General features: G+C 65.5%; 24 protein-coding genes and 1 pseudogene. 13 read left to right on the top strand and 12 right to left on the bottom strand.

Features of this window, described 5'->3' with window-relative positions:
• Positions 1-346 (bottom strand): annotated as a pseudogene (locus tag UNPF46_RS32800) (hypothetical protein); the annotation flags it as partial.
• 37 nt (positions 347-383) lie between these two features.
• Positions 384-1,676: an adenylosuccinate synthase gene (locus UNPF46_RS32805; protein WP_142252832.1), complete on the bottom strand. Its 1,293-nt coding sequence runs from the start codon at positions 1,674-1,676 to the stop codon at positions 384-386.
• A gap of 368 nt (positions 1,677-2,044) precedes the next feature.
• On the opposite strand from UNPF46_RS32805, the gene UNPF46_RS32810 reads away from it, so the two are divergent.
• Complete coding sequence (locus UNPF46_RS32810; RefSeq protein ID WP_100176443.1) at positions 2,045-2,977, top strand: DMT family transporter; 933 nt, start codon at positions 2,045-2,047, stop codon at positions 2,975-2,977.
• A gap of 93 nt (positions 2,978-3,070) precedes the next feature.
• On the opposite strand, the gene UNPF46_RS32815 is transcribed toward UNPF46_RS32810, so the two are convergent.
• Positions 3,071-3,460 carry a DUF1330 domain-containing protein gene (locus tag UNPF46_RS32815; RefSeq protein ID WP_181770228.1) on the bottom strand — a complete coding sequence of 130 codons (390 nt, stop codon included), beginning with the start codon at positions 3,458-3,460 and terminating at the stop codon, positions 3,071-3,073.
• A gap of 105 nt (positions 3,461-3,565) precedes the next feature.
• On the opposite strand from UNPF46_RS32815, the gene UNPF46_RS32820 reads away from it, so the two are divergent.
• Positions 3,566-4,501: a DMT family transporter gene (locus UNPF46_RS32820; RefSeq protein ID WP_174718858.1), complete on the top strand. Its 936-nt coding sequence runs from the start codon at positions 3,566-3,568 to the stop codon at positions 4,499-4,501.
• Positions 4,502-4,661: 160 nt separating this feature from the next.
• Positions 4,662-5,639 carry a Bug family tripartite tricarboxylate transporter substrate binding protein gene (locus UNPF46_RS32825; RefSeq protein ID WP_100176445.1) on the top strand — a complete coding sequence of 326 codons (978 nt, stop codon included), beginning with the start codon at positions 4,662-4,664 and terminating at the stop codon, positions 5,637-5,639.
• Between the two features lie 119 nt (positions 5,640-5,758).
• Here the strand turns inward: UNPF46_RS32825 and UNPF46_RS32830 are convergent, their stop codons facing one another.
• Entirely contained in the window at positions 5,759-7,444 is a 1,686-nt protein-coding gene (locus UNPF46_RS32830; protein ID WP_100176446.1) for a methyl-accepting chemotaxis protein, read from the bottom strand.
• 255 nt (positions 7,445-7,699) lie between these two features.
• Between UNPF46_RS32830 and UNPF46_RS32835 the strand changes: the two genes are divergently transcribed.
• The 6 genes from UNPF46_RS32835 to UNPF46_RS32860 all read left to right on the top strand — a co-directional run bounded on the left by UNPF46_RS32835 (position 7,700) and on the right by UNPF46_RS32860 (position 14,734).
• On the top strand, positions 7,700-8,743 hold the full coding sequence (locus tag UNPF46_RS32835) for a C-terminal binding protein (RefSeq protein ID WP_100176447.1): 1,044 nt from the start codon (positions 7,700-7,702) through the stop codon (positions 8,741-8,743).
• A gap of 82 nt (positions 8,744-8,825) precedes the next feature.
• A complete protein-coding gene (locus UNPF46_RS32840) occupies positions 8,826-10,172 on the top strand; it encodes an ABC transporter substrate-binding protein (protein ID WP_100176448.1) in 1,347 nt (448 codons plus the stop codon).
• A gap of 155 nt (positions 10,173-10,327) precedes the next feature.
• Positions 10,328-11,284: a carbohydrate ABC transporter permease gene (locus tag UNPF46_RS32845; RefSeq protein ID WP_100176449.1), complete on the top strand. Its 957-nt coding sequence runs from the start codon at positions 10,328-10,330 to the stop codon at positions 11,282-11,284.
• The gene (locus UNPF46_RS32850; RefSeq protein ID WP_142252833.1) at positions 11,277-12,179 is read left to right on the top strand and encodes a carbohydrate ABC transporter permease; all 903 of its coding nucleotides are present in this window, start codon (positions 11,277-11,279) and stop codon (positions 12,177-12,179) included. The genes UNPF46_RS32845 and UNPF46_RS32850 overlap by 8 nt, the downstream gene beginning before the upstream one ends.
• A 132-nt stretch (positions 12,180-12,311) precedes the next feature.
• A complete protein-coding gene (locus tag UNPF46_RS32855) occupies positions 12,312-13,280 on the top strand; it encodes an MBL fold metallo-hydrolase (protein WP_142252834.1) in 969 nt (322 codons plus the stop codon).
• A 98-nt stretch (positions 13,281-13,378) separates the two neighbouring features.
• The gene (locus tag UNPF46_RS32860) at positions 13,379-14,734 is read left to right on the top strand and encodes an esterase-like activity of phytase family protein (protein ID WP_142252835.1); all 1,356 of its coding nucleotides are present in this window, start codon (positions 13,379-13,381) and stop codon (positions 14,732-14,734) included.
• A 45-nt stretch (positions 14,735-14,779) separates the two neighbouring features.
• On the opposite strand, the gene UNPF46_RS32865 is transcribed toward UNPF46_RS32860, so the two are convergent.
• The 6 genes from UNPF46_RS32865 to UNPF46_RS32890 all read right to left on the bottom strand — a co-directional run bounded on the left by UNPF46_RS32865 (position 14,780) and on the right by UNPF46_RS32890 (position 20,166).
• Positions 14,780-15,607, bottom strand: coding sequence for an energy transducer TonB family protein (locus tag UNPF46_RS32865; RefSeq protein ID WP_142252836.1), 828 nt, complete (start codon positions 15,605-15,607; stop codon positions 14,780-14,782).
• Positions 15,607-16,047: a TonB system transport protein ExbD gene (gene exbD, locus UNPF46_RS32870; RefSeq protein ID WP_142252837.1), complete on the bottom strand. Its 441-nt coding sequence runs from the start codon at positions 16,045-16,047 to the stop codon at positions 15,607-15,609. The genes UNPF46_RS32865 and exbD overlap by 1 nt, the downstream gene beginning before the upstream one ends.
• Before the next feature lie 3 nt (positions 16,048-16,050).
• Entirely contained in the window at positions 16,051-16,827 is a 777-nt protein-coding gene (gene exbB / locus UNPF46_RS32875) for a tonB-system energizer ExbB (protein ID WP_142252838.1), read from the bottom strand.
• Positions 16,828-16,854: 27 nt separating this feature from the next.
• The gene (gene hutX, locus UNPF46_RS32880; RefSeq protein WP_142252839.1) at positions 16,855-17,364 is read right to left on the bottom strand and encodes a heme utilization cystosolic carrier protein HutX; all 510 of its coding nucleotides are present in this window, start codon (positions 17,362-17,364) and stop codon (positions 16,855-16,857) included.
• A gap of 27 nt (positions 17,365-17,391) precedes the next feature.
• The gene (gene hmuQ, locus UNPF46_RS32885) at positions 17,392-17,724 is read right to left on the bottom strand and encodes a heme-degrading protein HmuQ (RefSeq protein WP_142252840.1); all 333 of its coding nucleotides are present in this window, start codon (positions 17,722-17,724) and stop codon (positions 17,392-17,394) included.
• A 93-nt stretch (positions 17,725-17,817) separates the two neighbouring features.
• A complete protein-coding gene (locus tag UNPF46_RS32890; RefSeq protein ID WP_181770229.1) occupies positions 17,818-20,166 on the bottom strand; it encodes a TonB-dependent hemoglobin/transferrin/lactoferrin family receptor in 2,349 nt (782 codons plus the stop codon).
• Positions 20,167-20,427: 261 nt separating this feature from the next.
• Between UNPF46_RS32890 and UNPF46_RS38440 the strand changes: the two genes are divergently transcribed.
• The 4 genes from UNPF46_RS38440 to UNPF46_RS32910 are packed head-to-tail and all read left to right on the top strand — an operon-like array spanning position 20,428 to position 23,482.
• Positions 20,428-20,634: a hemin uptake protein HemP gene (locus UNPF46_RS38440; RefSeq protein WP_245448219.1), complete on the top strand. Its 207-nt coding sequence runs from the start codon at positions 20,428-20,430 to the stop codon at positions 20,632-20,634.
• Between the two features lie 6 nt (positions 20,635-20,640).
• Positions 20,641-21,594 carry a heme/hemin ABC transporter substrate-binding protein gene (locus UNPF46_RS32900; RefSeq protein WP_142252842.1) on the top strand — a complete coding sequence of 318 codons (954 nt, stop codon included), beginning with the start codon at positions 20,641-20,643 and terminating at the stop codon, positions 21,592-21,594.
• Positions 21,591-22,682, top strand: coding sequence for a FecCD family ABC transporter permease (locus UNPF46_RS32905; protein ID WP_142252843.1), 1,092 nt, complete (start codon positions 21,591-21,593; stop codon positions 22,680-22,682). Before UNPF46_RS32900 ends, UNPF46_RS32905 begins: the two co-directional genes overlap by 4 nt.
• On the top strand, positions 22,679-23,482 hold the full coding sequence (locus tag UNPF46_RS32910; RefSeq protein WP_142252844.1) for a heme ABC transporter ATP-binding protein: 804 nt from the start codon (positions 22,679-22,681) through the stop codon (positions 23,480-23,482). Before UNPF46_RS32905 ends, UNPF46_RS32910 begins: the two co-directional genes overlap by 4 nt.
• A 78-nt stretch (positions 23,483-23,560) precedes the next feature.
• Here UNPF46_RS32910 and UNPF46_RS32915 read toward each other — a convergent pair whose 3' ends face one another.
• Both UNPF46_RS32915 and UNPF46_RS32920 read right to left on the bottom strand, forming a co-directional pair.
• Positions 23,561-25,240: a mucoidy inhibitor MuiA family protein gene (locus UNPF46_RS32915; RefSeq protein WP_142252845.1), complete on the bottom strand. Its 1,680-nt coding sequence runs from the start codon at positions 25,238-25,240 to the stop codon at positions 23,561-23,563.
• Positions 25,241-25,411: 171 nt separating this feature from the next.
• The gene (locus tag UNPF46_RS32920) at positions 25,412-26,032 is read right to left on the bottom strand and encodes a response regulator transcription factor (protein ID WP_100176464.1); all 621 of its coding nucleotides are present in this window, start codon (positions 26,030-26,032) and stop codon (positions 25,412-25,414) included.
• Positions 26,033-26,072 lie beyond the last annotated feature (40 nt).

The following is a 26,072-nucleotide window of genomic DNA, read 5'->3' on the forward strand; positions in this document are numbered from 1 at the left end:
CCGGACGCGTGCGCGGCGGAGCCGGCGCGGCTGCGGCCGCGTTGCCCTCGGCAGCCCGGGTGCTGGCGCGGCGAAACGCATCGCCGCCGCTGCGTCCGCCGCCGCCACCGGGGCGCGAGGCCTCGCGGGCGCGCTGGGCCGCCTCGGATTCGACCTTGCGGACGGCCTCCTCCAGCGACAACCTTTCGCGGGTGATCTCGGATTCGGAGAGCGGCGGCTGCACGCTGCGCAGCTGCGCGATCAGAGCCGTGCGCGCCCGCTCATAGAGCGCGCGACGGCTTTCGCCGGGAGCGTTGGGGTCCAGGGCGGCAATAGCGCGGGCGATCAGCGGATAGTAATCAGCCATTTCAACTCAACTATACGCGCGTCCTGGTAAGAGATCGTTAAGCCTCAAACGGGTTTTGCACGAGGATAGTATCTTCGCGTTCGGGGCTGGTGGAAAGCAGTGCGACCGGGCACCCCACCAATTCCTCGATCCGCCGGACATATTTGATGGCCTGGGCGGGCAGGTCGGCCCAGGACCGCGCACTGGCGGTCGGCTCCTTCCAGCCTTCGATGGTCTCGTAGATCGGCTCGACCCGGGCCTGGGCGCCCTCACCGGCCGGGAAATGGTCGATCTCCTTGCCGTCGAGCCTGTAGCCGGTGCAGACCTCGATCGTGTCGAAACCGTCGAGGATGTCGAGCTTGGTCAGCGCGAGGCCGTTGATGCCGCAGGTGCGGACCGCCTGACGGACCAGCACCGCGTCGAACCAGCCGCAGCGGCGGGGACGGCCGGTGTTGGTGCCGAACTCGCGGCCGCGCTCGCCGATCTTGCGACCGACGTCGTTGTCCTGCTCGGTCGGGAACGGGCCCTGGCCGACGCGGGTGGTGTAGGCCTTGCACAGGCCGAGCACATAGCCGACCGCGCCGGGGCCGAGGCCCGAGCCGGTCGCGGCCTGCGCCGCCACCGTGTTGGACGAGGTGACGTAGGGATAGGTGCCGTGGTCGACGTCGAGCAGCGCGCCCTGCGCGCCCTCGAACAGCATGCGCTTGCCTTCGCGGCGCTTGATGTCGAGCAGCCGCCACACCGTCTCGGCGTAGGGCAGCAGCTGAGGTGCCAGTGCGCTCAGTTCCTTCAGGATCTGCTTGCCGTCGAACTCCGGCAGGCCGAGACCGCGGCGCAGCGCGTTGTGGTGGGCAAGCAGGCGGTCGATCTTGTGCGGGAGGGTGTCGAGGTCGGCGAGGTCCATCAGGCGGATGGCACGGCGGCCGACCTTGTCCTCGTAGGCCGGGCCGATGCCGCGGCGGGTGGTGCCGATCGCGGTCGCGGCGCTGGCGGATTCGCGGTGCGCGTCGAGCTCGCGGTGCAGCGGCAGGATCAGCGTGACGTTCTCGGCGACACGCAGGTTCTCCGGGCTGATGGCGACGCCCTGCGACTTCAGCTTGGTGACCTCGTCGAGAAAGGCCTGCGGATCGAACACCACGCCGTTGCCGATCACCGACAGCTTCTGGTCGCGCAGCACGCCCGAGGGCAACAGCGCGAGCTTGTAGGTCTTGCCGTTGATCACCAGGGTATGGCCGGCGTTATGGCCGCCCTGGAAGCGGACGACGATGTCCGCCTGCTCCGACAACCAGTCGACGATCTTGCCCTTCCCTTCGTCGCCCCACTGGGCGCCGACGACGACAACATTGGCCATTCGCGGGTAATCCTTCGAAGATTTTAGATGCGCCAGCCCAGCTGACGGCCGGGAGCCGTTCGCGCGCAAGGCAGCCAACCGGATAAAGGAAGCAGCCGCTCTAGGCAAGCAAGAACGGGGCTTTTTCGAGACTCAAGACACACTTTAAGCCTTTGATATCCCCGGAAAATCCAGAAACCTTCCAGAGCGGCTGGACAAGCTTCGACCAAAGCGTGAGAACGATTTCGGCCGCTGCATGGTCGCGATGCGTCCGCCCCCCGTTGATGCAGCCCCGATTTCCGTGTCTTTGGACAGCGCCGGGCGATCAACCGGCCCGACCTCGGCGGGCCGGGGCCTGGCGCGCATGACGCGGGGCCAAAACAATCACAATGTCCGCCACCGGCCAGAGCACGGGCTCCGAATCATCGGGCCATCACTGGATCGCCAACCAGCCCTATCTGCTGCTCAGCATCACCGCGCTGTGCTGGGCCGGCAACGCCATCGTCGGGCGGCTGGCCGCCGGCCATATCCCGCCGGTCACGCTGTCGTTCCTGCGCTGGTTGTTCGCCTTCCTGCTGGTGCTGCCGTTCGCCTGGAAACATCTTGCCCGGGACTGGCCCGCGATCCGCGGCCAGCTCGGCCTGATGGTCACGCTCTCGGTCACCGGCATCGGCGCCTTCAACACGCTGCAATATTGGGCGCTGGAGCATACACAGGCCCTCAACACGCTGCTGCTGCAGTCGGCCGCGCCGCTGCTGGTGGCGCTGTGGTCGCTGGTCATTCTCGGCATCCGCCTCACCGCAGCGCAGGCCTTCGGCGTGCTGCTGTCGATGTGCGGCGTGCTGACCATCCTCCTGCATGGCGACTTCACCACCCTGTCGAACATCGAGTTCAACAAGGGCGATCTCATCTTCCTGCTCGCGCTCCTGATCTTCGCGCTCTATTCGGTGCTGAGCCTGAAGCGGCCGGCGATGCACGGCCTGTCGTTCCTTGCCTTCACCTTCGGGGCCGGCGCCGCATGCCTCGTTCCGCTGGAGATCTGGGAGCTCTACGCGCGTCCGGTGATGAAGCTGGATGCGCCGAACCTGCTCACCCTGTTCTACGTCGCGGTGTTCCCCTCGACGCTCGCCTATCTCTGCTTCAATCGCGGCGTGCGCCTGATCGGTGCCAACCGCGCCGCGCCGTTCTTCCACGTCGTGCCGGTGTTCGGCTCGATCATGGCAATGGCATTCCTGGGCGAGCACCCGCAGGCGTTCCACTTCATCGGCTTTGCGCTGGTGCTGTCGGGCGTGTTCGCGGCGTCGCGGAAGCAGGCGACGTAAATCTTCCTTCTCTCTTGTGAGAGAAGGTGGCGCGAAGCGCCGGATGAGGGGTTGTCTCCGCGGAGGGAAGAAGCGCGCCGCGCGATTGGTTTTCTACGTCGTCCTGAACTTGCTGTAGGCCTCGCTGGTCGCGATGATCACATGCTCGGCGCAGCCGTTGAGGCGGTGCGGGTCGGCCTGCGTCTCGTAGGCTTCCGACGTCATCATGTCCAAGAAGGCCGCGACCGTCGGATAATGGACCAGCGCGACGAAGTCCCAGTCATTGCCGGCGTGCGGTCCGAGCGCGACGGTCCTGGCCTCGCCGGTCCAGAGCAGCGTGCCGCCGCGAGCCTTGATCATCGGCACGGTGATGGCGCTGTAGCGCAAATAGGCGTCCCAGCCAGACCCGTCGCCGTCGCGCGAGCGCGCGTGGAAACGCATCAGGTTCAGCATCACCACCGGCGACTGCAGATCGAGCCGCTCCAGGCCCGCGATGTTCAACATATTGACCGCCAAAGGCACCTCCTCGGGGCTTGCCTGCATTGTAGCATTGCGACCGCGTGACTTGTGCCACGACGCCGATCCGGCGCAAGCTCCCATCCGACGCCAATGACGATTGCTTCGCCCGTGCCACCGGCCTCCAATCCGGCCAGTTGGCTCAACAACCAGCCTTATCTGCTGCTCAGCCTGAGCTCGCTGTTCTGGGCCGGCAACATCGTGCTCGCGCGCCATGTCGGCGCCCATGTGCCGCCGCTGACGGTGACCACGATCCGCTGGTTCGGCGTATTCCTGATCCTGCTGCCGTTCGCCTGGCCGCATCTGAAGCGCGACTGGCCCGCCTTGCGGAGCAGCCTGCCCTTGATGCTGTTCCTGTCGCTGGTGGGCTTCGCCTTCAACAACGCGATCTCGTATTGGGCGATGCAGTACACGGAGGCGCTGAACGCGCTGCTGATCCAGTCGGCAGGTCCGCTGTTCGTGGCGCTGTGGTCGCTGGTGCTGTTCGGCGTGCGGCTGACGGGTGCGCAGTTCGCCGGCATCGCGATCTCGCTTCTCGGCGTGCTGATCATCATCCTGCGCGGCGATCTCGCGGCGCTTGCGAGCATCAGCTTCAACAGGGGCGACATCATGTTCGCCTCCTCGCTGGTGGCTTTCGGGATCTACTCCGCCTTCATCCCGCGCCGACCCAAGATCCATCAGCTGTCCTTCCTGTCCTTCACCACCTGCTGCGGCGCGACGATGCTGATCCCCGCGGCGATCTGGGAGGCAGCAAGCGGCCGCGTCCTGCAATTCGATGCGATGACGCTGGCGACGCTGGGCTACATCCTGATCTTTCCCTCGACGCTGGCCTATCTGTTCTTCAACCGCGGCGTGGCGCTGATCGGGCCGAACCGAGCCGCGCCCTTCTTCCATCTGGTGCCCGTGTTCGGCTCGGCGATGGCGATCCTGCTGCTCGGCGAGAAGCTGCAGCCGTTTCACCTGATCGGCTATGCGCTGGTGCTCGCCGGCGTCGTGACCGCCTCGCGCCAAGGTTCGGCGGTGAAGTAATTCCGCAGGACGGACGCTGCGTGCTGTGTCCCGGACAAGACGCAGCGCGCAAGCGATGCGCTGCGTCCGGGGCACGAGAGCGGTCGATAAACTCCCGTCTTCCGATTTCAATGAAGAGACGCTAGGTTCCCCGCCAACGAAAAAGAGGGAATGTCTCAAGATGATTTCAGGGCTGATTCGAAACCTGCGGACCGCCGGTGCGGCCGCATTGTGCCTCGCCGCCGCATCCACTGCGCAAGCCGATACCTGGCCGAGCCGCAACATCACGCTGGTGCTGCCGTTCGCGGCCGGCAGCGGCACCGACACCACCACCCGGCTGATCTCGCAGCATCTGTCGCAGGCGCTCGGCGTCGGCATCGTCATCGAGAACAAGGCCGGCGCCAACGGCATGCTCGCCGCAAGCTATGTCGCGAAGGCCGCCCCCGACGGCTACACGCTGCTGGTGACCACCAACACGACGCATTCGGCCAATCCCTATCTGCTCAAGAGCCTCACTTACGATCCGGTCAAGGACTTCACGCCGATCGCGCGCACCGGCGACCTGCCCTTCATGCTGGTCGTCAATCCGGAAGTGCCGGCCAAGACCGTGGCCGAGCTCGTCGCCTATGGCAAAGCCAATCCCGGCAAGCTGAGCTACGCCTCGGGCTCGTCCTCGGCGATCGTGTCGGGTGCGACCTTTGCGCACAATGCCGGCCTCGACCTGCTGCACGTGCCCTACAAGAGCTCGCCGCCGGCGCTCAACGACGTCATGGGCGGGCGCGTGTCGATGATGTTCGTCGACATCCTGACCGGCCTTCCCCACGTCAACGGCAACGCGCTGCGCGCGCTCGCCGTCACCACCAAGGAGCGCTCGCCGCTGGTGCCGCATCTGCCCTCGATGCAGGAAGCCGGCGTGCCTGACTTCGACATCTCGTCATGGCAGGGCTATTTCGGCCCGGCCGGCCTGCCCAAGGAGATCGTGACGCGGCTCAATGCCGAGATCAGGAAGATCGTCGAGAAGCCCGAGATCAAGGCCCAGCTCGCCACCCTCGGCATGGACGCATTTTCGGGCACGCCGGAGCAGCTCGGCACCTTCGTGAACGAGCAGCTGGTGCTGTGGGAGAAGCTGATCACGAACGCGAAGATCGAGAAACAGTAGACGGTCTCGGAGGGTGGGCAAAGCGTAGCGTGCCCACCGACATTTCGACGAATTCAAAAAGAGAAGGTGGGCACGGCGCTTGCGCGCCTTTGCCCACCCCACGCGTTTCCCGCTTGTAGCTACGCCGCGCGCACCTTGGCGAGGAAGTTGTCGACGGCGCCGCGCAGCGCGCCGGACTGGCTGTCCAGCTCGCGGGCGTTGGTGAGCACGTCGGTTGCCGCCGTGCCGGTCGCTTCCGCGGCCGAGGTGACGCTGCCGATATTGGCGTTGATCTCGTTCGATCCGGCCGCAACCGACTGAATGTTACGAGCGATCTCGCGGGTCGCTTCGCCCTGCTGCTCGATCGACGAGGAGATTCCGGCGGTGATCTCGCTCATCTCAGCGATCGTCTGGGTGATACCGGCGATGGCCGCAACGGCATCGCTGGTCGAGGTCTGCATCGCCGCGACCTGTGCGGAGATTTCCTCGGTCGCCTTGGCGGTCTGGTTGGCCAGCGCCTTGACCTCGGAGGCGACGACGGCAAAGCCGCGGCCGGACTCGCCGGCGCGGGCCGCTTCGATGGTGGCGTTGAGCGCAAGCAGGTTGGTCTGCGCCGCGATCGAGTGGATCAGCTTGACGACCTCGCCGATCTTCTCGGCGCCGGTGGAGAGTTCCTGAACCGTGGAATTGGTGCGCTCGGCGTCGTTGACCGCGCGGCTCGCCACTTCGGTCGACCGCGTGACCTGGCGGGAGATTTCCGCAACCGAGCTCGACAGCTCTTCGGCGGCCGCCGCAACCGTGCCGACATTGCCGGAGGCCTTTTGCGAGGCCGCGCCGACCGTTGCGGCACGCGAGGAGGCATCGCTCGCGGTCGCGGTCATCGACTGCGCCGTGGTCTGCATGCCGGCCGCGGCCGAAGAGACCGAGCGGACGATGCCGTTGACGCTGCGCTCGAAGTCGTTGGCGAGCTCTTCCATGGCGTGGCGACGTTCCGCCGCTGCGCGCTGCTGCGCAGCCGCTTCCGTCTGCTCGAGCTCGCGGATGCGAACCGCATTGTCCTTGAAGATCTGCACCGTGGCGGCCATCGCGCCGACCTCGTCGCCCCGGCCGACGCCGGGAATGTCGCCATCGAGCTTGCCGTCGGCAAGGTCCTTCATGCGACCGCCGAGCAGCGCCAGCGGGCGGCTGATGCCGCGGCCGATCATCCAGGCGACGCCGCCGGCGACGATCAGAATGCCGAGCATGGCGAGGCCAAGCATCCAGTAGACCGGGCCCATCTTGGCGTCGATGTCGTCGAGATAGGCGCCCGTACCGAGATACATGTCGAAGCCGGGCACCGCCACCGCGTAGCCGATCTTGCGGATCGGCTTCTCCTGGCCGGGCTTCACATATTCATAGTACAGCAGGATCGAACCATTGGCCTTGACGCCATCCATCAGCTCGACCGACAGCTTGCGGCCGTTGGTCACGACATCCATGCGGTTGGCACCGATCGTCTTCGGATCGGGCGCAAGCTGCGTGATGCCGTCATAGGATGTGCCGAACAGGTAGCCCGAACCGTTGTCGTAGGTCATCGAATTGCCGTAGCGGCGAAGCTCGGCCATGGCCGCGTCCTTCGTCATCTCGCCGGCATCGACGCGCTTCTTCAGCGCAGCCGCGTAGTTGCGCGCCAACTCCACGATCGCCTTGGCCTGGTCGATGCGCGCATTCACCATCTCCTGCTTCATCAGGTAGCCGGCGAGGACTCCTGAGATGCAGAGGCCGAACAGGGTGACGCCGACAAGGATGCCCAGCTTGGGGGCGATCTTCAGATTGCTCAACTTCACGATGGGCTCCTCGGGTGGTGCGGACGCACCGCAGACTTGCTTGATTTGAATCAACTTTTAGTAGGCGACCCCTTAGCAAGTTCCTTACGTGCCTCCGTAGAAGCCCGGACGCAGCCGCCAAAACCGGCGATTTATCTCGAAGCGGACAACCGGGAATTGTACGCCATCACCTCGATTTCGCGTAAAAGGACGCAGAGGCCCGCCGCGAAGACCGGGCCCGCAACAAGAACCGACAAACCAAATCGGGAGCAGGAAATGCCGAAATACAGGGTGGTGACGCCGAAGGGCGCGAGCTTCACGGTCGCAGGGAGCGATTATTCCTACGAGCGCGAGGCGCTCGATCCGATCGATGCCGAGATCATCGAAGCCCCCGCCAACGAGGCCGAGTTCATCGCCGCCGCGAAGAACGCCGACGCCATCTACGCCAAGGGCATCCCGATCACCAAGACCATCATCGACGCGCTCGAGAGCTGCAAGGTCATCACGCTCGGCTCGGTTGGTGTCGACAGCGTCGACGTCAAGGCCGCCACCGCGCGCGGAATTCCGGTGACCAACATCCCCGACACCTTCATCGAGGAGGTCGCCGACCACGCCATGATGCTGCTGCTCGCGGGCTTCCGCCGTCTGGTCGAGCAGGACCGCATGGTGCGCGACGGCCGCTGGGCCGAGGGGCGGCCCGCGCTGCTCAAGATCCCCAGGCTGATGGGCCAGACGCTCGGCTTCGTCTCGTTCGGCCGCGTCGCGCGTGCAGTTGCGAAGCGCGCGGCGCCGTTCGGCCTGCGCATGATGGCCTACGATCCCTTCATCCAGGAAACGCTGATGTGGGACCACGGCGTGATCCCGGCGACGCTGAACGAGGTGCTGTCGCAATCCGACTTCGTCTCGATGCACGCCCCCGCGCGGCCCGAGGTGCATCACATGCTGACCGAGAAGCACTTCCGGCAGATGAAGAAGGGCTCGATCTTCATCAACACCGGCCGCGGCGCCACGGTGGACGAGGAGAGCCTGATCAAGGCGCTGCAGGAGGGCTGGATCGCGCACGCCGCCCTCGACGTGCTGGAGAAGGAGCCGCCCTCCCACAACAATCCCCTGCTCGGCATGGAGAACGTGACCCTGACCGCCCACGTCGCATCGGCCTCGGCACGGTTCGACGAAGCGCGCAAGCGCCGGGTGGGCTACGAATTGTCACTGGTGCTGCAGGGCATGTGGCCGGTAAGCTGCGTCAATCCGTCGGTGCTGCAAACGACCGCGCTCCGCCGCTGGCAACCCGTCAGCATGGATCGCGGGCCGAACAGCTAGGCGGCCGGCGCAAGGCGCCAACGACCGAGACGACCCTTCACCGGCGATCAACGCCGGGAAGGGAGCACATAGGGAGGAACTGATGAGGAACGACATCACACGTCGTGATGCCTTGGCGCTGGGCCTGTCCGCTGCAACCCTCGCTGCCACTGGTGCTGCGGCGCAAACAACATCGTCGACGATCAAGGCCGCCGACGTGGCGGCGCCCAAGCGCGAGATCGAGAAGGGCGCATCCCTGCGCATGCTGCGCCCGGTTCGCTTCGTCCAGGCCGACGAAGACGTGTTCCGCGCCAACGCAGCAAAGTTCACCAAGGAGACGGGGGTCGAGGTCAAGGTCGACTTCGTCGGCTGGGAGGACATCAACCAGCAGACCGCGGTGACCGCCAATTCGGGCGCGGGCCCCGACATCATCATCGGCTTCTCCGATGCACCGCACATCTACATCGACAAGTTGATCGAGCTGACCGACGTCGCCGATTACATCGGCAAGCGCTATGGCGGCTGGCTGCCGCTGGCGCAGCGCTACGGCAAGAAGAACAAGAGCGAGGCCTGGATCGGATTGCCATTCGGCGCCACCGCGGGTCCGCTGATCTACCGTAAGTCGATCCTGCAATCCGTCGGCTTCGACAAGGTGCCGGAAGATCACGCCGGCATCCTCGATCTCTGCCAGAAGCTGCAGAAGGCCGGCAAGCCGGCCGGCTTCGCGCTCGGCAACGCCAAGGGTGACGGCAACGGCTTTGCGAACTGGGCGCTGTGGTCCCACAACGCCTCCCTGCTCGATGAGGAAGGCAACGTCGTCATCAACAGCAAGGAGACCATCGCCGCGCTGAACTGGGTCAAGCAAATCTACCCGACCTTCATCGCCGGCACGACGTCGTGGAACGACGTCAGCAACAACCGGGCGTATTCTTCGCAGGAGATCTCGCTGACCGCCAACGGCGTCTCGCTGTACTTCTCGCTGAAGAACGATCCGGCGACCAAGGCGATCGCCGACGACAGCGAGCACCAGCTGCTGCCGAAGGGCCTCGCCAAGGTCTCGCCGATGGCCGGCTTGACCTTGAACGCCATGCTGTTCAAGCACAGCCAGTACCCCAACGCGGCGAAGGCCTTCCTGCAATTCATGCTGGAGAACGACCAGTACGAGCCCTGGCTCAATGCCAATTCCGGCTATTGGTCGCAGCCGCTCGCCGCCTACGCCGACGCTGCCGTTTGGAAAGGCGACCCCAAGGTCTCGATCTTCAAGGACACGATGAAGAGCACGTATTATGACGGCTACAAGGGGCCGATCTCCACGGCGACGGGGGCCGTCAGTGCAGACTACGTGCTGATCCAGATGTGCTCTGCCGTCGCGACCGGCGCGGCCACCCCCGAGGCCGCGGCCGCCGAAGCCGAGCAGCGCTGCAAGCGCTACTTCCGGCGGCAGCGATAGCGAGCGTCATTGCGAGCGAGGCGAAGCAATCCGGAATCCCTTCGCGGATGCAATCTGGATTGCTTCGTCGCACCAGCGCAAAATTGCTTCGCAACTTTGTCGCGGGCTCCTCGCAATGACGGCGTGGTAACGTTCAACAGCAGGACAACAGACTTATGTCCGTGACCACCCTCTCCTCTCCCGCCTTGGCCCAGCGGCAGCCGAACTGGATCGTGCGCCTGTTCGACTACAAGCCGTTCCTGATCGCGATGTGCCTTGCGCCCGCGATCGGGCTGCTCCTGGTGTTCCTGACCTATCCGCTCGGCCTCGGCATCTGGCTCGCCTTCACCGACACCACGATCGGCCGCCGCGGCATCTATGTCGGCTTCGAGAACTTCCAGTATCTGCTCACCGATCCCCTGTGGTGGAACGCGGTGTTCTACAGCGTGGTCTATACGGGAATCGCAACGTTCGGAAAGTTCGCGCTCGGCTTCTGGCTCGCGCTGCTGCTCAACAACCATTTTCCGTTCAAGAGCCTGTTGCGTGCGATCATCCTGTTGCCTTGGATCGTGCCGACCGTGCTTTCGGCGCTGGCGTTCTGGTGGATCTACGATCCGCAATTCTCGATCATCTCGTATCTCCTGGTCGACGTGCTGCACTGGCGGTCCGGAAATATCGACTTCCTCGGCTCGCCCTGGCCGGCGCGGTTCTCGCTGATTGCCGCCAACATCTGGCGCGGCATTCCCTTCGTCGCGATCTCGCTGCTGGCGGGGCTGCAGACCATCTCGCCCTCGCTCTACGAGGCGGCGATGCTGGATGGGGCCAGCGCCTGGCAGCGCTTTCGCTACATCACCTTCCCGATGATGATGCCGATCCTCGCCATCGTCATGACCTTCTCGATCATCTTCACCTTCACCGACTTCCAGCTGGTCTATGCGATCACCCGCGGCGGGCCCGGCAACTCGACCCATCTGCTGGCCACGCTGGCGTTCCAGCGCGGCATCGCCGGCGGCGAGCTCGGCGAAGGTGCGGCGATCGCGGTGTCGATGATCCCGTTCCTGGTGTTCGCGACGCTGTTCTCATATTTCGGCCTGGCGCGCCGCAAATGGCAGCAGGGAGAGAGCAATGACTGACACCGTCGCGCAAGGCTCCACTGTCGCCGACGCCAAAGCGGCGCCCGACACCATGGCCTGGGATTCCGGGCTGCGACGGCTGATGATGATCTATCTGCCGCTCGGCTGCTTCGTGCTCATCCTGCTGTTTCCGTTCTACTGGATGGCGATCACCTCGTTCAAGCCGAACGCAGAGCTGATGAATTACAAGGAGCACAATCCGTTCTGGATCTCCTCGCCGACGCTGGCGCACGTCAAGCATCTGTTGTTCGACACCGCCTATCCGCGCTGGCTTCGGACCACGATGACGGTGGCGATAGGCTCGACCACGCTGTCCCTGATCGCGAGCACGCTCGCCGCCTATGCCATCGAGCGCCTGCGCTTCCGCGGCAGCCCCTATGTCGGCCTCGGCATCTATCTCGCCTATCTCGTGCCGCCGTCGATCCTGTTCATTCCGCTCGCGACCGTCGTGGTGCAGTTCGGCCTGTTCGACTCGCCGCTCGCCCTGATCCTGGTCTATCCGACCTTCCTGGTGCCGTTCTGCACCTGGCTCCTGATCGGCTATTTCAAGTCGATCCCCTACGAGCTCGAGGAATGCGCGCTGGTCGACGGCGCCACGCGGCTGCAGATCCTCCGGCGGATCACGCTGCCGCTCGCGGTGCCCGGGCTGATCTCGGCCGGCATCTTCTCCTTCACGCTGTCATGGAACGAGTTCATCTACGCGCTCGCCTTCATCCAGAGCGGCGCCAACAAGACGGTCCCGGTCGCGATCCTGACCGAGCTCGTCACCGGCGACGTCTACCAGTGGGGTGCGCTGATGGCGGGCTCGCTGCTCGGCTCGCTGCCGGTTGCGGTCTTCTACTCGCTGTTCGTGGACTATTACGTGTCCTCGCTGACCGGCGCGGTGAAGGAGTAACCGGGCACGACGCGCGACCGCATTCGATCGTGCTATCGTGGTAGATCGCGCTTCGCCCCTGATGCTACCAACCGCATCGGAGACGAGGCGAGCATGATGCTGGCGATACTCGCTCCGGGAAGCGAGAACCGCATGGCATCGCCAGAACTCCCCTCATTGTCCCGACGAGGCTTTTGCCTGTGCTGCGTCGGCGGAGCCTTTGCCGCCACCACGGGTTGGCTGACCCCGAGGCAGGCTTTCGCCGAAGCGCGCGGCCTCGTCAGCGTGATCAAGGACAGCGCGGCGATTTCGCCCATCACGACCACCAAGCTGCGCAACAATATCAGCGTGTTGGAGGGGTCCGGCGGCAATATCGCCGTCCTCACGGGACCGGACGGAAAGCTCCTGGTCGACGCCGGCATCGGCGTCTCACGCCCGCAACTCAGCAAGGCGCTGGCCGCACTCGGCGGCGAGCCGATCACGCACCTGATCAACACGCACTGGCACTTCGACCATGCCGACGGCAATGAGTGGCTGCACGCGGCCGGCGCGAAGATCCTCGCTCACGAGAATACCCGCAAGCACCTGTCCATCGTTCAGCGGGTCGAGGACTGGGACTACAATTTCCTCGCCTTGCCCGCCAGCGCCGTCCCGGCCCAGGTTTTTGCCAGGGATCACCATCTCAAGCTCAACGGCTCGTCGATCGCGATGAAATATTACGGGCCGGCGCATACCGACGGGGACATTTCGGTCATGTTCGCCGAAGCCAACATTCTTCATGCCGGCGACACCTACTGGAACGGCATCTATCCCTTCATCGACTATTCGACCGGCGGCAGCATCGACGGCATGATCGCGGCTTCCGACGCCAACCTGGCCATGGCGAACAACGACACCATCGTCATCCCCGGTCACGGCAAGCCCGTCAGCAACAAAGCCGAGCTCCAGGAATTTCGCGACATGCTGGTCGCGATCAGGGACAATGTCGGCAACCTCAAGAAGCAGGGAAGGACGCGCGACGAAGCCGTTGCGGCCAAGCCCACGGCCGCATTCGACGCGAGGTTCGGCCAGTTCCTGGTCGACCCCGGCTTCTTCACGCGGATCGTCTACCAAGGCGTGTGAGGTGAACTGGGATAGCCGCACTGCGGCGTTTGGCCCGGCTTCACAAAACTGCAACACGCGATCCGCATAACGCGTGCGTCCGCCAACAGGAGACGCACATGCGCGCGACTTTTCTTGCCACCGTCGCAACGATCATTCTCGCCGCGAGCCCAGCGCTCGCGCAGAGCGAAGGTGAATTTCCCGCCAAGCTCGCCGGCCACGTGGTGATGCCGGCCGCTACGTTCATCGACGCCCCCGCCGATGCCCCCGCCGATCTCAAGACCTCCGGCAAGTACACCACCGGCAAACGCGTCGATGCGCTCGGCACCGTCATGGGCAAGTCGTATGAGCGCGCGACCGGCGTGCCGCTGCCGTTCAAGGGCCAGCCGCTGCAGGGCCATTCCGGCATCAAGCACATGCCCGACGGCAGCTTCTGGGTCATCACCGACAACGGCATGGGCGCGCGCGCCAACTCGCCGGACTCGATGCTGTACCTCAACCGCTACAAGATGGATTGGGCCAGCGGCAAGATCGAGCGGCTGGAGACCATCTTCCTGCACGATCCCGACAAGAAGGTCCCCTTCCGCATCGTTCATGAGGACACCCAGAAGCGCTATCTCACCGGCTCCGACTTCGACACCGAGGGTTTTCAGATCATCGGCGACGTCTTCTGGATCGGCGACGAGTTCGGGCCCTACATCCTGAAGGCCGACAAATCAGGCAAGATCCTCGGCGTGTTCGAGACCGTCGCCGACGGCAAGCCGGTGCGCTCGCCCGACAATTGGGCCGTGGCGACGCCGGGCGCACCGGGTGCGACCTACACCAACGTCAATCTCCGCCGCTCCAAGGGCTATGAGGGCTTTGCATCGTCCAAGGACGGCAAATTCCTCTACGGCCTGCTCGAAGGGCCGCTGTGGGATGCCGAGAAGAAGGACTGGGAGAAGGTCGACGGCAAGGAAGCCTCCCGTATCCTCGAGTTCGACGTCGCTGCCGAGAGGTTCACCGGCCGCTATTGGCAGTATGTGTTCGAGCAGAACGGCAACGCCATCGGCGACTTCAACATGATCGACCAGGCCTCCGGCCTCATCATCGAGCGCGACAACGGCGAAGGCACCGCCGACAAGGCCTGCCCGCAAGGCACCCGCGGCGAGAACTGTTTTCCCGATCTCGCCAAGTTCAAGCGCATCTACAAGATCGAGCTCACCGACGCCAATGTCGGCAAGCCCGTGCGCAAGATCGGCTATATCGACCTCATGAAGATCAGCGATCCCGACAAGAAGGCGCGGAAGCCGCTCAATGACGGCGTCTACACCTTCCCGTTCTTCACCATCGAGAACGTCGATCGCGTCGACGACACCCACATCATCGTCGGCAACGACAACAATCTGCCGTTCTCGTCCAGCCGCGATCCGAACAAGGCCGACGACGACGAGTTCATGCTGCTCGAAGTCGCGGATTTCCTGAAGGCGAAATAGAGTGTCGCTCTCTCCTCTCCCGCTTCGCGCGGGGGAGGAGCCCGGTCACCGCCCGAAGATCACCGGGATGTTGATGGGAACCGTCGAATATGTGATCTCGGGCGGCATTGCCGGAAATGGTTGAGCCTGCCGCATCATCGCCGCGGCCTGGGCGTCGAGCGCCGCAATGCCCGAAGATCCGCTGACGCGGCTGGACAGGACCTGGCCACCGCGGCCGAGCGTGAAGCTCAACCTGACAACGCCTTTCTGACCATTGGCGCCTGCCGGATACTGGTGAAAGCGCATCAGATGCGCGCGGACGCGCTGGTAGTAGGTCGCCATCGCAGAAGCGACCGCGCCTGCGCTCACGGCAGATGCCAGCGGAGCCTGGCGCTCCGCACGCGGCGGCGCGCTGGTGCGGGGAGCCGGCGGCGCCTCCGACGGTTTCCTTGCATCGGGGCGCACCACCCTGGGCTTCGCAGGCGCCGGCTTCTCCACGGGCTCCACCCTGGCAAACTCGGGCTTCGGCGGATTTGGCTCGAGCTTCTGCTCCGGCGGAGCCACGACGTCCGGCTTCTCTTGCGGCGGCGTTGACGGAATCATCTCTTCGACGGCCTGTTGCTGCACCGGCTCGGGCGGCGACGCATCCGCCTGCTCCATGATCGGTCCCGGCGCGATATCCAGTGGCGTCGCCTGCGGCGCGGACGTCTCCGGCGTCATGTCGATGAGGATCGCCGGCATGTTGACGCCCTGCTCCGGCACCTGCTTCAGCCAGCTCATCGCGAGCAGCGCGGCGGCAAGATGCAGGGCCACGACCACCACTGCCGACAAGGCCCAGTGCGCGGTCTCGCGCTCGCCGGGCCGCTCGTGCAGGGCAAAGGCGTTGGCGGCCATCAGCTGCGTCCGTCGAGGCCGACCAGGGCGACCTTGAGATAGCCTGCATTGCGCAAGGTATTCATCACCTCCATCAGGTCACCGTAGGAGACCGCCTTGTCGGCGCGCAGGTAGATGCGCTCGTCCTTGCGGCCCCTGGTGGCCGCATCGAGCGCGGTGACGAGGCCATCGCGGGCCATCGTGTCCTCGCCGACGGCAATGGTGAGATCCGCCTTCACGGTCACGAAGGCCGGCTTGTCCGGACGCGGCTGCGGCTCCGCCGCGGTCGCGGGCAGCTCGACGCCGATGTCGACGGTAGCGAGGGGAGCTGCCACCATGAAGATGATCAGCAGCACCAGCATCACGTCGATGAACGGCGTGACGTTGATCTCGCTGACAACGTCGAGATCGTCGGGGACGCCGCGCGACCCGAGCCTCGATCCACCGAGCTTTGCGGCCATCGCCTACTCCGCCGCTCGGGCCAGGCGGAATTCCCGGTGGTCGCGCTGGCGGCTCACCAGCAGCATCAGCTGTGCCGAGGCGTCACCGAGCAGCGCGCGGTAATCGGCAATGCCGCGGACGAGGTGATTGTAGATCACGACCGCCGGAATCGCGGCGACGAGCCCGAGCGCGGTGGCGAGCAGCGCTTCCGCGATGCCGGGCGCGACCACCGCAAGGCTGGTGGTGTGGCTCTCGGAAATGCCGATGAAGGAATTCATGATGCCCCAGACGGTGCCGAACAGGCCGACGAAGGGCGCGGTTGCGCCGATGGTCGCGAGCACGCCGGTGCCGCGCGCGATCCGCCTCGACATCGCCGCTTCGACCCGCTCCAGCCGCAGCGCGACACGTTCCTGAAGGCCCTCGTCGAGCACGCCGCCGGAGAGCTCGGCCTCCCTGGCGCAGGACTGGATGAGCTGGGCGACGGCATCGTGGGCACCACCGGCGCGCGCGGATGCCTCGGCCAGCTTGATGTTGCCTTCGAGCGAGCGCGTCCGCTGCAAGGCGAGCGCGCCCTTGCGACGCAGCTCGATGGATTTGGCCAGCCACACCGTCCACGTCACCAGCGAGGCAGCGGCGAGCCCCACCATCACCGTCTTCACGACGATGTCGGCGCCGAGAAACATGCCCCAGGGTGACAGATTGCGCGGCAACAGCGCCTCGTCGATCGCAAAAGCCGGCTCCGGCGCGAGCACCAGCGCGATCGTTAGGATCACATGCCGAAGCCCAAACTTGCCCTGCATCCTGATCTCCCGACAGGTTGAAGCGAACTAGGCCGCAGCCCCGACCCGGTCCGCGAGCTGCCGGAACCGCAGCAGCTGATCCGCCCGCAGTGCCCTTGTCTCGTCTCGGCCGACGAACACCTTGAACATGATGCCGCCGTCGGCGTTCACGAACGCGACGAAGGCGGAGCTCTTGCCCATGAAGGGGCGCTCGACGAAGGCGAGGCCTGCGCAGCGTTCGTGGCGAAGATGGCCGTGCAGACCCTTCGGCTGCATCAGGTTGAAATAGCCCCGGCCGACCTCGCCCGCAGGCACGGCGCCGGTGAACTCGAAGATCGCATCGTCCGTGTGCACGATCAGCGTGACCTCGCCCCACGCCGCAATGTCCTGCATGGCGGCGGCAAAGTGCTCGCCGCCACCGATGCGCACCATGGATGACGGCAGCGCCTCGATCACCGCGCGCGGGGTGACGTTGCGCTCGCGCGCGACGTCCTCGATCACCGCGCCCGGATTGTCGGCCATGTACGCCTTGAGATCGGCGAGATCGGTGCTCAGCATGTCCGGCTCCTCTCGTGCATCATCGACCTAAGCGGCCGCCGCCTTGCGCTCGGTCTGGATCACCTCGAAACCCTCGAACTTGGGATGGCCGAGATAGAGGCTCTCGCCGGTCCTGTTGTCGGCACGGGCGTGCGCGCGGCGGAATTCCTCCGAGCGTGTCCAGGCCTCGAAGGCCGCCTTGTCGACCCAACTGGTGTGCGACGAATAGAGCGTGTGGTCCTCGGCCTCCGGGCCCTTCAACAGATGAAACTCGACGAAGCCCGGCATGCTGCCGAGATAGGATTCGCGCGTGGTCCAGACGGTCTCGAACGCGCTCTCCGCGCCCTTCTTCACCTGGAAACGATTCATGGCGATGAACATCAAAGTCTCTCCTTCTGATCAAAACGGAACGCGCCGAAGCCGCGCTGGAGCATCAGCGCGGCACGGCGGAGGTCTGTGGTGCTGCGATGCGCGTTACGCACCTCCGAAGTGGATCTTCATGCCGGCCTTGTAGACCCTGCCCGGTCCGGGGCTCGACCACAGCACGTCGTTCTGCGTGGTGCCGTCGGTCGATGTCCCGGGAATGGCGTAAGGCCGGTAGTACTGGTTCAGGAGATTGTCGATCGAGGCCGAGAACACGATGTCCTTGGTCGCGTTGTAGGTCATGTACAGATTGACCAGCTCGTACCCGGTCGCCGGCAGATAGCCCGCCGGCACATCGTTGTTGGCGCCGTACGAGGCCCACTGTGCCGACAGGATCAGGGTGCGATCGAGCAGGCGGACACCACCTGTCGTGACCACCTTGCGCGGGGTGATGGTCGCAAGTCCGACATTGGTGACGGCGTTCTTGCCCTGGATGTAGTGGCCGGCGACGCCGATGAACCAGTCGCCGGCGTCATACATCGTCTCCGCCTCGAAGCCCTGGATGCGGGCCTGCGCGATGTTCTGGTACTGGTAGAACTGGCTGAACGAGCCGAACCCGGTCGGGACCGGCGTCGAGGCGACGAGGTCGATGTAGTCGGAAACGTCGTTGCGGAACAGGTTGATCTTGCCGCGGAAGGAGTCGTTGGCACTGAAGATGTTGTCGTATTTCAGGTTGATGCCGACTTCCTTGTTCTTGCCGACTTCGGGGCGAAGATTCGGATTGGGCAGGAAGCAGAACAGGCCGACGGTGCCGTCGGGACACGGGAAGAAGGCCGGTCCGCCGCCCGTCGCATGCGCGCCGGAGATCACGGTCTCCGTGATCGACGGAGCGCGATAGCCTTCGGCGTAGCTGACATAGGGCTGGAAGCCGGCAACCGGCGTCACGCCGAGGGTGATCTTCGGCGAGAAGCGGTCGCCGCTGCCGTTTGTCTTGCCCGATTCCAGATCGTAGCGGTCGTAGCGGATCGCGCTCACCGCCTCGAACCAGGTGCTGTAGTTCTGCTTCAACTGCAGGAACCCGCCCGATACGGTGCGGATGCCGCTCGGCGTGGTGATGTTGGAGTTGCCGCGGCTGTCGGTCGTGATCACGTCGTCCTGGAACGCATCGAAGCCGACTGTGAGGGCATTGCGCCAGTCGCCGACGTTGAAGCGCGTGGTGTTGTTGGCGTCGATACCGTAGGTGTTCAGGACATAGCCGCGCTTGTCGCCGACGCAGCCCGAGATGTTGTTGCCGAAATTGCCGGTGCCGCACAGGGCCGCGCCCGACGTCGAATAGTGATAGGTCTTGGTCTGGTCGTTATCGACACGGTTGCCGTAGACCGACATGTGCCAGTCGAACAGATTGTCACTCGGCAACGAATAATTCCAGGTGATCGTGCCGGTGTAGTTCTTGGCGTCGGAGGCATAGACCGACGAGCCCTGGTAGAGCGCGCGCTGCGCCGCCGTCGCGACCGGCCCCCTGTTGAACTGGCCGATATCGTATTGATAGTCCTGGAAGATGGCGCCGAACTTGACCTCATGACCGAGGGCGGGACGCACCGTGAGCTTCATCAGGCCGCTCTCGACCTGGTTGCCGGTGTTGCCGATCTCGGTGCCGTTGCCGTCCTTGTAGTTGCCCTGCGTGCGATAGACCGCGCCACCGAAGATATCGACGTCGGGCGTGGCGCGCACGCCTCCGAATACCGAGCCGAGGCCGCGATTGCTGTTGGATCCGTAGGAGCCCGAGAGATCGACGCCCCAGCGCTCGCCGGGGCGCAGCACGTCCTCGATGTCCTTGGTGCGGAACGAGACGAGGCCACCGATCGCACCGGAGCCGTAGATGTTGGCGGTCGGGCCGCGCACGACGTCGACACCGCCGATCAATTCAGGGTCAAGGAAGAAGGAGCCGCTCGCATTGTGGCCGGTGCGCTGGTAGTTCTGCCGCGCCCCATCCACGACGACGGCGACGCGACCGAACTCCTGCAAGCCGCGAATGTTGATGACCGTCGCGGGATCGTCGCCGCGCTCCTGGAATGACACACCGGGCACCGCATAGAAGATATCCGACAGCCGGTTCGGCTGGAGCCCCTGGATCTTGTCGAGCGTCACCGTGCTGACCGGAGCGAGCGAGTCGATTGCACGCTCCTCGATCTTCGTCGCAGCAACCGTAATCGCGTCGAGCGTCTGCACGGGCGCAACGCCACCGGCCTGTGCGCGCGCGTTCATGACTTCAGGCGTCGCCTGCTGCGCCGCCATCGGCTTGGCCTGCTTGCGCCTGGCCTGCTTCGGCCGTTCCGAGGACGCATTTTCGGCTTGCGGCGATGCAGTCTGCGCAAGACTGCTCTCCGTCGTCATTGCCGCGATTGAAACCACAGACGCGCCCAAAATCAGGGCGCGCGAATACCTAGCCCCGTCAGCCATATCAGCCCCAGCCTGCACTTCACTTCAAATTCGGAGTCTTTGGCTGGCGTGCGCTCGCAACGCGAACGACTGGCTGGCTGATTGTCTTGGCAGGCGGGCAAGTCGCCCGCCGCCATGATTGGTTACGTGGCAACACTCTGACGGTCAATGTCACAAGGTTGCAGTTTATATCGATTGTAAATTCCAGCCGTTGGAATGCGCTTCGTGCCGCTTGTACAAACAAGCAGCACTCCAGGATTTCGAAAGCGCATCACACCTCACATGTCAGCAACGTCCGCAGACAACGACGGCGACGCCACAGGGACGGCAGGAAGCCCTTCCGCGACAACGAGAACCCTCACCATGCGTGGCGGCCGGATCGACAGCCGCGAGCTGTTTTCGGTCGAACGCGAGATCATCATCGCGCATGGCGAGGACAGCTACCGGCTTCGCCTGACCTCGCAGAACAAGCTGATCCTGACGAAGTAATCCGCAATGACATTTTGTCGCATCCTCGCCAGTGTCCTGCTCTCCAGCGCAATCGCGCTCGCATCCGCCGCGCACGCCGCCGGCATCACCGTGCATGACGCGCGCAACCGCGAGATCATCGTGGCCGATACCGCGCGCACGGTCTCGATCGGCGGCGCCATCACCGAGATCCTCTATGCGCTCGGGCTCGAGAGCCGGCTGGTCGGCGTCGACACCACCAGCCTTTATCCCGCGTCGGCGCTGCAGGACAAACCCAATGTCGGCTACATGCGCCAGATCTCGGCCGAAGGCGTGCTGGGCCTCAATCCGACCCTGATCCTGGCGATCCAGGGCTCGGGGCCGCGCGAGACCATGGACATCCTGGAAACGGCGAAAGTGCCGCTGGTGCTGGTGCCCGACACCTTCACCGAGGCCGGTCTGATCGAGAAGATAAAACTGGTCGGCCACGCCATGGGTGTCGACGCGCGCGCCGCGTGCCTGAGCGCCGCGGTCGGCGCCGATCTGGCGCAGCTCGGCGCCCTGCGCGCGAGGGTGACCAAGCCGGTGCGGGTGATGTTCGTGATGTCGCTGCAGAACGGGCGAGCACTGGTGGCCGGCCGCAAGACGGCGGCCGAGGAGATCATTCGGCTCGCTGGCGCCACCAACGCCATCGACGATTTCGACGGCTACAAGATCATCGGTGACGAAGCGATCGCGGCGGCAAAGCCCGACGTCGCACTGTCGATCGAACGCGGCAAGGATTCGCTTCCGGCCGAGGCGATCTATGCCCATCCCGGCTTTGCGCTGACGCCGGTCGCGGCGAACAAAAGCTTCATCACCATGGACGGGCTCTATCTGCTTGGCTTCGGCCCCCGGGCGGCGTCGGCCGCGCGCGATCTCTCGGCACGGCTCTATCCGGCATTGGCCGAGCCCGGCGATGGATTCGCGTCGGCGCTGCCGGCGGCGAATTGCCGGCAATGAGCGTGGCGATCGGGACTGAGGCGCGCAGCCCGGATCGACGCGCCAGCACCAGACGACAGTCCGCATCGCTCATCATCCTTCTCCTGATTGCAGTGCTGGCGGTCACCGCGATCGTCGCGCTGACCCTCGGCGCCGCCGGCATCCCCCTCTCGCGCCTGCCTGCCGCGCTCGGGCTGACGGGCGAAAGCACGGCCATGACGGCCCGCGACCAGCTCGTGCTGTGGTCGATCCGCGTCCCCCGGATCGCGGCAGCCGCGATGGTCGGCGGCCTGCTCGCTGCGGCCGGCGCGATCATGCAGGGACTGTTTCGCAACCCGCTCGCCGATCCCGCGCTGGTCGGCGTCTCCAGCGGAGGCGCGCTGGCGGCCGCGAGCACGATCGTGTTCACCGATTCACGCTTCGGCGAGACGCTTCGCTTCCTGCAGACCGAGCTCCTGCCGCTCGCGGCATTCGCCGGGTCGCTGGCAACGACCGCGATCCTCTACGGCATCTCCAGCCGATCGGGACGCACCTCGATCGCAGTCTTCCTGCTCGCCGGCGTCGCCATCACCGCCATCGCCAATGCCGGCATCGGGCTTCTGGTCTTCGTGGCCGACGATCGCCAGCTCCGCGACATCACATTCTGGATGCTGGGCTCGATGAGCGGCGTGACCAGGACCAAGGCCGCCGTGCTCGCCCCGGTTCTCCTCATCGGGCTCGTCGCCTGCACCTTCATCGCACGCGGTCTCGATCTCCTGGTGCTCGGGGAGGCCGACGCCTTCCACGGCGGCGTCGATGTCGAGCGTCTCAAGCGGATCTCGATCGTCATGGTCTCCGCCATGACCGGCGTCGCGGTGTCGATCAGCGGCGTCATCGGCTTCGTCGGCATCGTGGTGCCGCATCTGCTCCGCCTCGTCATTGGACCTGCGCATCGGCTGCTGTTGCCGGCCTCGGTGCTATCAGGCGCGATCCTGATGGTCGGCGCCGATACGCTGGCGCGCACCATCGTGGCGCCTGCGGAAATGCCGATCGGCATCCTGACCGCGGCGGTCGGTGCGCCGGTCTTCCTCTTCATCCTGCTGCGGCAGCGCGGGCTCGCCTCGCTATGAGCATCGTGATCGAGGCGCGATCCTTAAGCAAACGCGCCGGACGCGCGACGCTGCTCGATAACGTCAGCCTGACGGTTGCGGCCGGCGAGATGGTTGCCGTCATCGGCCCGAACGGCGCCGGCAAATCGACGTTGCTGCGGCTGCTCTCCGGCGATCTGCGGCCGAACACAGGCAAGGTGCACCTGAAGCAGCGGGACATCGCCAGCTTCTCGCCGCGCGAGCTTGCCGCTCACCGCGCGATGCTGTCCCAGCACGTCAGCGTCAGCTTCCCCTTCACCGTCGAGGAGATCGTGCAGATGGGCGCGGGCGAGCGCGGCGCGCATGAAACAGGCGTGCTCGTCGACGCGGCCCTGGAAGAGGTCGGCCTTGCGCATTTTCGCGAACGGCAGTTGCCGACGCTGTCCGGCGGCGAGCAACAGCGCGCCCATTTCGCCCGCGTGCTGGTGCAGCTCGCCTGCGGCGAAGCCGAGCATGGCCCGGGGCTTCTGCTGCTGGACGAGCCGACCTCGAGCCTCGATCTGCGCCACCAGATCGACCTGGTCGAAGCCGCGCGCCGCCGTGCGGCTGGCGGCACGGCCGTGATCGCGATCCTGCACGACCTCAATCTCGCCATCCGCTTTGCCGACCGGTTGGTCGTGCTGGCGGGCGGCAAGCTCACCGCCGACGGCCCGCGCGCGGACATCGTCACGCGCGAGACCATCCGCGACATTTTCGAGATCGACGCGATGGTCCATCAGGCCGATGACGGCGTGCCTTACGTGCTGCCGCAGTCGATGCGGGCGATTGAGACTGGAATTTAGCGGACACTGCTTCTGCAATGGCGGTGCGCCCCTCCCTCGCTTGCGGGGGAGGGGCGCACCTTGCGCGTGGCGGGCGCCCTACCCCGCCGGCACGATCACCATGCTCTTGTCCTTCGGCCAGCGAATGCGCCAGGCGAAGCTGATGTCCTTGACCTCGCCGGGCTTGGCGTCGAACGACCATTCCAGCACGCCGCGCTTGTCGCGGATGTTGCTCGCGGTCGGCGGCGTGGTCGCAGGCAGCATCTCGACGACGATGTCCTCGTTCTCGCTGACCGGCAGCTGATCCTCGATCGCGACCTTGATCGGGAAGTCGTGGCCATTACGGATCGTGGTCTTGAACGAACGCTCGTCGGTCTTCGACGTCGTCACGAGCAGGCCGGCCGAGCCTTCGTTGCGCTTGAGCACGGCGCGCTCGATCTTGATCTTGTCGTCGGCGCCGAAGCCGAGCCGCACAGTGTCGTCCTTGGCCGACGCCGAAATCTTGCCGCGGCCGACGAAGACGCCGTCGCGGTAGATCGCAACCTTGCCCGGCAGCAACGTCGTGTCGTCGGTCTGCTTGAAGCTGGCTTCGAGGAAGGCGGTCGGGTCCAGCACCGGCGCGGCGCGCACCGCGAGATCGGCCGGCACGGTCATGGCCGCGATGCGCATGCTCTTGGCGCCCTCCTGAGCGCCGAGGCTGACGCGGCCGGGGATCTTGAACGTTGCCTGGAAGCCGCCGATCTCGGCCACCGCCTGCTGCTCGTCGGCACGTTCGCGCGACTCGGCCGCTTCCGCCATCTTGGCCATGGCCGGCGATTGCGCCTGTCGTGTCATGGGTGCGGGCCGCGCCAGATCCGAGGCCGTGCCGAGGGCCAGCGGCTTCGGCACCTGCGGATATTGCGCCACCAGCGAACCCAGCTCCGGCGCGCTGCCGCCGCGGCCGATACGCACGGTGGAGACGCCGAGCGCGACGTTCGACCAGTCCTCGCCGGTCGATTGCGTGATCTCGGCACGGCGGACCAGCTCCAGCTGAGGCTTGCGGTCCTTGGCGCCGGTATCGAGCCGGGCGTCGTAGAGCGGGACCCAGCGGGCGTTGCGCACGGCATAGGTCACGCGCAGCGTCGCCTTGGTCGCGGCCGCCGAGGCGACGTCGATCCGCACCTCCAGCTTGCTCGGCGGCTTGGCCGAGCGTTCGGCCTCGAGCTGCGCGATCTGGCGGTCGAGCTCGCGCTGCTTTCGCGTGGCATCGCGGATCGCCGTGTCGGCCGTCGCGATCTCCTCGGCGACCGCCGCAAAGGCCGCGCGCCATTCGGTGATCGGCCGTGCCTCACCCTTGTCGCCGAGCCCGGCGGGAGAGGCTTCGGCGAAGTGCTGGGCGAAGCTGCGCCGGGCATTGGCGGAATCGATCGCACCTTGCAGATCGGCGCGCTGATCTCTCAGCGCTTCGATACGCTTGTCGAACTCGGGCAGGTTGACGGGTGGCGCCGCCCGCGGCGGGCGGGCATCGATGGTGCCGATGGTGAGCTTGGCGCCCGCTTCGCCTTCGACGCGGAGGGAGGACGGATCGAGCGTGAGCGGAAAATCCTTGGCGACCAGCGTCGAGTCACCCGCGGCAAGGTCCAGCGCGATGACGCGGGTCACGGTGGCGCCGTCGGGATAGACGGTGACGGTGTCGATCGCCGAATGGGCGTCCAATTCGGCCGCCCATGACGGCACCGCGAATGCCGTGGTCACCAGAACCAGGCTCGTGGTTGCCAAACATCTTGCGGTGATGCGCATGAAAGTCCCTCCTGCCGGTATCGCCGCGCCGCCAGCCGGACGCGCGCGATCAAATGCCTCGCCAACATGGTTGGACGCGGCAGGGAAGGAACCGGTTCGATTGGGGTTTCCGTGGGGCGTCGCCGCGGCGGCACCAAGGCCGCGGAACGCGTGGCGGTCCCGCGGCAGGCCTCACGCCTGGGTCGGCGAGCCCTGATCAAAGATGCGGCGAAGCAGATCGGTCACGTTGCGAGCGCCGGCCTTCTTCAGGACGCTCGCGCGGTAGCCCTCGACCGTCCGTGCGCTCAGATGCATGCGCCGGGCGATCTCCTTGTTGGTGAGGCCGGCGGCAAGATGCTCGAGCACGTCGCCCTCGCGTGCTGTCAGCGGCTCACAACCGGGCAACCAGCCCTGCCGGCTCGCGCTTGGCTGCGCGGATTCATCGATGGCGGCATCGATCCGGCCGACGACGTCATGAGTACGGAACGGCTTTTCGATGAAATCGGCCGCGCCGCTCTTGATGGCGTCGACCGCCATGGCGATGCTGCCATTCGCCGAGGTCACCAGCACCGGCGCCATGCAGTTTTCCTCACGCAACCGCTTGAGCACGTCGAGGGCGGAACGATCCGGCGGCATCTCCAGCAGCACGCAGGCCGGCATCCGCGCCTTCGCTTCCGAGAGGAGCGAGGCACTGTCGGCGAAGCAGATCACATCATAGGCGCTCTGTTGGAGCGCGGCGGAAAGTTGTTCGCGGGAGGCCGCGTCAGTCTCAATGACGAATACCTCACCCTTGGAAAGCGTGTTTCCCGGCATAATCCCGATCCAGCAATGTCTTGGTCAAATGATATGAGAC

This window comes from Bradyrhizobium sp. UNPF46 (assembly GCF_006658625.1).
Classification (GTDB): Bacteria; Pseudomonadota; Alphaproteobacteria; order Rhizobiales; family Xanthobacteraceae; genus Bradyrhizobium; species Bradyrhizobium nitroreducens.